Source organism: Acetobacter cerevisiae (genome assembly GCF_001580535.1).
GTDB classification, from domain to species: Bacteria; Pseudomonadota; Alphaproteobacteria; order Acetobacterales; family Acetobacteraceae; genus Acetobacter; species Acetobacter cerevisiae.
The window spans coordinates 1-4881 of sequence record NZ_LHZA01000068.1 but is presented as its reverse complement, the minus strand read 5'-3'; the positions used below and the strand labels follow the sequence as shown (position 1 = coordinate 4881).

5 protein-coding genes are annotated in these 4881 nt (G+C 53.5%); 4 read left to right on the top strand and 1 reads right to left on the bottom strand.

Annotation, left to right across the window (positions count from 1 at the left end; all coding sequences use genetic code 11):
- From AD928_RS15030 to AD928_RS00715, 4 genes are all read left to right on the top strand, one after another.
- On the top strand, window positions 1-292 hold a 292-nt coding region (locus AD928_RS15030; protein WP_209436626.1), incomplete at its 5' end, for a hypothetical protein.
- Window positions 293-618: 326 nt separating this feature from the next.
- Window positions 619-1542, top strand: a complete 924-nt coding sequence (locus AD928_RS00725; RefSeq protein ID WP_233419873.1) for a HamA C-terminal domain-containing protein — start codon at window positions 619-621, stop codon at window positions 1540-1542.
- Window positions 1539-4148 (top strand): DEAD/DEAH box helicase, encoded by a 2610-nt coding sequence (locus AD928_RS00720; protein WP_062247466.1) that lies wholly within the window; start codon window positions 1539-1541, stop codon window positions 4146-4148. The genes AD928_RS00725 and AD928_RS00720 overlap by 4 nt, the downstream gene beginning before the upstream one ends.
- A 15-nt stretch (window positions 4149-4163) precedes the next feature.
- On the top strand, window positions 4164-4472 hold the full coding sequence (locus AD928_RS00715) for a DCL family protein (protein WP_062247465.1): 309 nt from the start codon (window positions 4164-4166) through the stop codon (window positions 4470-4472).
- Between the two features lie 127 nt (window positions 4473-4599).
- Here the strand turns inward: AD928_RS00715 and AD928_RS14625 are convergent, their stop codons facing one another.
- Window positions 4600-4737, bottom strand: coding sequence for a hypothetical protein (locus tag AD928_RS14625; protein ID WP_156470023.1), 138 nt, complete (start codon window positions 4735-4737; stop codon window positions 4600-4602).
- Window positions 4738-4881: the final 144 nt, after the last annotated feature.

The following is a 4881-nucleotide window of genomic DNA, read 5'->3' as shown; positions in this document are numbered from 1 at the left end:
ATCAAACCCCGGGACCAAACACCTAGTCATCTTAGCGGACGGGCCTCTGAAAGTACGTTTGCAGTCCAGACGGCTCCAGTTCTTCAGTGTGGAGCTGGTGTGCACATGGACGGATCAGATCTGCACTGCCCGGATGAGAGACGCGTTCATGAATGAGTTTTTACTCGACATAATTGACCGTCTGTCGCCTCAGAAAAAACAAAGCAGACAGGCGGCAGTCGCCCTCAAGGTAGACATCAAAGTGGTGATGGTGGTTGCCCGAAAGCCGACATTCCCGGGCGAGCCGCGATAAAGAGAGTTTGGGACTTGCTTGCCTTTTCCACGCAACGTGTCGGGCGGCAGATTATTTGTCAATCGCTGACATCCGCACGCATCTACCATCTTTCCCCTGTCGTTTCGGGCGCGCTTCGTCATCACCGACGACACACCTTATGACTTACGATGGTTGTCTCCCTGACGCTTCGATGAGCTTGGTAGGGCTGGATTGGCTGTTCGGCCTAAACCGGATCATAAATACCCTCGGGACACGGCTTGGCAAATAACCTATAATATGGAAGCTGACCGTATGCCGGTTGCGACGTTGGAGGGGACGACCTGTCTAATATCACTGTCGAGAATTTGGATGCCGCGCTTACCGGCAATCCTGAGACTCTCGAAGTTCACCTTGAACTCGTCGAGCGTGATGCCGTTCTCGATGGACACAAAGTAAAAATTCACTGTCACTGTCTGACAGTCGACGCGAATGGCCGCGTCGATCCGCACCGGCTTGCGGAGTTTATGCGAAACGCAGTGACCAATTATGCGATCCCACGCGCGAAAATGGCTGACGCGAAGGCGCGGGATGAGAGATGGAATAGCGGCGAGGCAGTCGCCGCACTTCACGAGGAAGCGAAACGGTCTTTTACCGATCTTGCCCTCACGGGCGAGGGCGGGGAGATGCTGCTGTTTCTGCTTGCCGAGCGCTTTTTGAAGCTCCCACAAATCCTCTGCAAAATGGACCTGAAAACCGACACCCGCATGCATTATCATGGCGCAGACGGCGTTTACGCTGGCGTCACAGAAGACGGAATTTTGAAGCTCTTTTGGGGTGAGTCCAAAGTCTACAAGGATGTTGGAGACGGCATCAAAAAGTGCTTCGCGTCAATCGCGCCTTTCCTGATCGAGCCCGATCATGAGGGCGCGGAGCGAGAAAAGGACCTAATCCTTCTGAGTGATAAAGCCGACCTGTCGGATCCAATCGTCACGACGGCTCTCCGGCAATATTTCAACAAGAACTCAAAGCAATCCAAGCGCGTTCGTTACTGCGGCATCGCTCTGATTGGATTTGATGCGGATTACTATCCGACCGACGGCGTAAAGGGCATAGCGGAAGAGATCGCCAAAGCGGCGAAGGCCGAACTGGAAAATTTGAAAACCCCTATCGGCAAGCAACTGACAGCCGAGAAGCTTAATCAAATTGAAATCGAGGTGCTGTGCATCCCGTTGCCCTCGGCAGATGGTTTCCGAAAGGCGTTTCTCAAAGCGATGGGGCTTACTGAATGAGCCTCGACCAACTCGCAACATGGCTGATGGACGAGGGGGTTAAAGATGATGTCGAAATCCTCACGCGTTTGGCCGTTCGGACAGAACTCGATCACCTCGCGCCCGAAACTGTGGAGACAGCTCCTATCGATTGGCACCGTCTGCTGTTCGCGGGCAGCATTTTGGCTCGATCAGCATTTCGACAGCATCAGGAAGCGGCTTTGCGCATCGCGACCGGAGCCGTGACGATGGCTGACACTCAGCCAGTGAAGGACGCGGGAGCCGTCCTTCTAGGCAAGCTGACAAATTTTCGAGCTGTTGACCTGGCGAACGACCGTAAGCTGCTCGAAACGAACCTAGAAGGTCGGTTAGGTTTTGGTCTACGGATGGAGGCCCAGCGTCGCAAACTAGATCATTCGGTTCTGATAGAATCCAGCGGCCACTGGCTTCAGGTCAATGATTTTCAGCAACGGTTCTGGGATAGCGCCACACTGAATAATTGGCTGTCGGCCTCGGCGCCCACAGCATCCGGTAAGACCTTCCTCGTCCTGCAATGGCTGATAAATCATATGCGCTCGGCCGAAACACGGGTATCGGTCTACTTAGCACCCACGCGTGCACTTGTTTCCGAGATTGAGACAAATTTGGCGCAGCTTTTGGGCAAGGCGGCAGAGATTGAAGTGTCGTCTCTTCCTCTACCAGAGAAGTATGATGCCGCTCAGTTAGGCGGAAAGAAGCTCATCCTGGTATTTACGCAGGAGCGGCTGCATCTGTTAGCCAATGTTCTCGGAAAAGACGTGCACGTCGATCTGCTTATCGTCGATGAGGCTCACAAGATCGGCGACAATCAGCGCGGCGTCATTTTGCAGGATGCGATCGAGCGGCTAGAGCGCTCGAATGATGATCTCAAAGTGGTCTTCATCAGCCCGGCCACGCAAAATCCCGAGGAGTTATTGGCCGATGCCCCGGGGACAGCGAAAACGGACGCCGTCGATAGCGACGCCCCGACGGTCATTCAGAACCTGATCATCGCCGAGCAAGTCCCGCGCAAGCCAAAACTCTGGAATCTGTCAATAAAAGAGGGGACGGCATCCCAGTCCGTAGGTGTTTTGAAGCTTGCTAGCTCACCTAATAACGCCACTAAAAAACTGGCCTTCATTGCAGCCGCAGTGGGTGAACGAGGCGGGACGCTGGTTTATGCCAACCGAGCTGGTGATGCCGAAGATATCGCCGACTTGATCGCCCAGCTTGTCCCCGCGATCGACGGGACCGACAAGGAACTGATCGAATTGGCAGACCTAGCGCGGAAGGGTGTTCACCCAAATTTTGCCCTCGCGTCGCTCGTTCTGAAGGGTGTTGCTTTCCACTACGGCAATATGCCGTCATTGATCCGACAGGAAGTAGAACGGCTCTTCAGAAGCGGCAAAATCCGCTTTCTTGTCTGCACCTCTACCCTGATCGAGGGTGTCAATTTGTCCTGTCGGACCATCGTGGTCCGTGGTCCCCGCAAAGGTATGGGAAATCCGATGGAGCCCCATGATTTTTGGAACCTCGCTGGTCGTGCTGGGAGGTGGGGCAACGAGTTTCAGGGTAATATCGTGTGCATCGACCCGGATGACACAACAGCTTGGCCTAATGGCGTGCCGATCCGCTCGCGCTATCCGATTAAACGCGAAAGCGACGCTGTTTTGGAGACCGGTGACGGCATGGCTGATTACCTGGAGAGAAGGGCAGATACACCCCTCTTCGAATTGGCCGAAGTCGGCCGGTTCGAACAGGTTGGAGCATATCTCCTATCCACCTACTTGCGACTGGGCTCGATTGCGCAGGCGAGCTTCGCAAAGCGTCACAGTCCTAATACCATCGCAAAAACCGACGAGCAACTTGCTGCTTTGGCTGACAAGATCGAGATCGGATCAGGCTTCTCGGAGCGACACCCAGGCGTGAGCGCGCTTGGCCTTCAGTCATTGCTGGAAGCTTTTCGGGCCTACGAAAAGGATGTCGAAAACCTGATACCGGCGCCGGTCGAAAGCCAGGACAGCTATGATCGCTTCGTCACCATTATGCGAAGGATCAACGAGCATCTCTATCCGGCGTTCATGCCGGATAGCCTGATCCCCTTATACGTCGTGATCGTCGTTCAGTGGCTGAAAGGTTTTTCCCTCGCGGCTATGATCAGAGCGAATATCGATTATCACAACAGGCATGGTCGGAAGTTTGTCCTGCCGAAGTTAATCAGACAAACAATGGAACACGTCGAGCAGGTGGCTCGCTTCAAAGCGCCAAAATATCTCTCGGCTTACATGGACATTTTGCATCTATATTTCCGCGAGATCGATCGTGAAGATTTGATCGATACCGATCTCGATATCGGCACCCAGCTGGAGTTCGGCGTGTCAACGCGCACTCTGCTATCTCTCATGGAGATGGGCCTATCTCGTATGAGTGCCGTAAGCCTCTACGAAAAGATCGCGCGAGATAACCTTACCAAAGAGGAATGTATGACGTGGATTCGGCAGCGCGACGACCAGTTCGATACAATGGACATCCCAGCGATCATCGTTCGGGAAATTCGAGGGAAGATACTTGCCATCGATCAAGGCAGTCCGGATACCGTTAGTCCGTAACAAGGGAGGATAAACATGCCTGCGAAACCTTTTAGCTTGGGTGAACTACATTTCGCTAACAAAGGTGATGCTGTCGCCTACCTCAATGCTATCCTGCACAAGTATGATGTCGGGGACAAAGTGAGTGCGGAAGACTCAAAGATTTTGATTGCAGCGTTGGCTCGCCACCCAGAGGGTGATAAGAAGATCAGCTCGGGCGTCGCTGATTTCAGTGTGAGGACCGCTGATTATGGCACCAAGTGCTTCTGGGTAAACCGGACCGACGGAACCACTGAAAAATTCGCTCATCGCGCTTGCGTCTACGGCAATGTCCGTCCCGGCTAAATCCTGACATTCTGGGTTCAGCATTCCGCTATCATTGCGGAATTTCGAAAACCTACTGTTCGAGCGCGGCATTGATATCTGTCATGAGAGGGTCCGGATGGGTGGACGAGTGTAAATAACCCACGCGTTAAGCGATCCAGATAATGGCACTGATTTCGGCATAGGCGCGGAATAACCGAACTTTGCGCGTGACCGACCAGTAGACACCCAATTGGACGTTCCAGAGGCTGCCCCGGAACAGCGTGACTTGATCGATAGCCGTCATGAGCGTGAAAGCTGTGAATGGCAGTATTCAGTCATTTATTCCCGATACCCGACATTCTGCTTTCCCCTCCCAAATCTGCCTGTCGGCTTCAAGAATTAAGCAGACTGGCGGCAGTCGCCCTCATGTCAGTCATAGAAAAGATCT

Coding starts and splice junctions, on each gene's coding strand:
- AD928_RS00720 (WP_062247466.1), top strand. CDS start 1,539: ATGAGCCTCGACCAACTCGCAACATGGCTGATGGACGAGGGGGTTAAA.
- AD928_RS00715 (WP_062247465.1), top strand. CDS start 4,164: ATGCCTGCGAAACCTTTTAGCTTGGGTGAACTACATTTCGCTAACAAA.
- AD928_RS14625 (WP_156470023.1), bottom strand. CDS start 4,737: ATGACGGCTATCGATCAAGTCACGCTGTTCCGGGGCAGCCTCTGGAAC.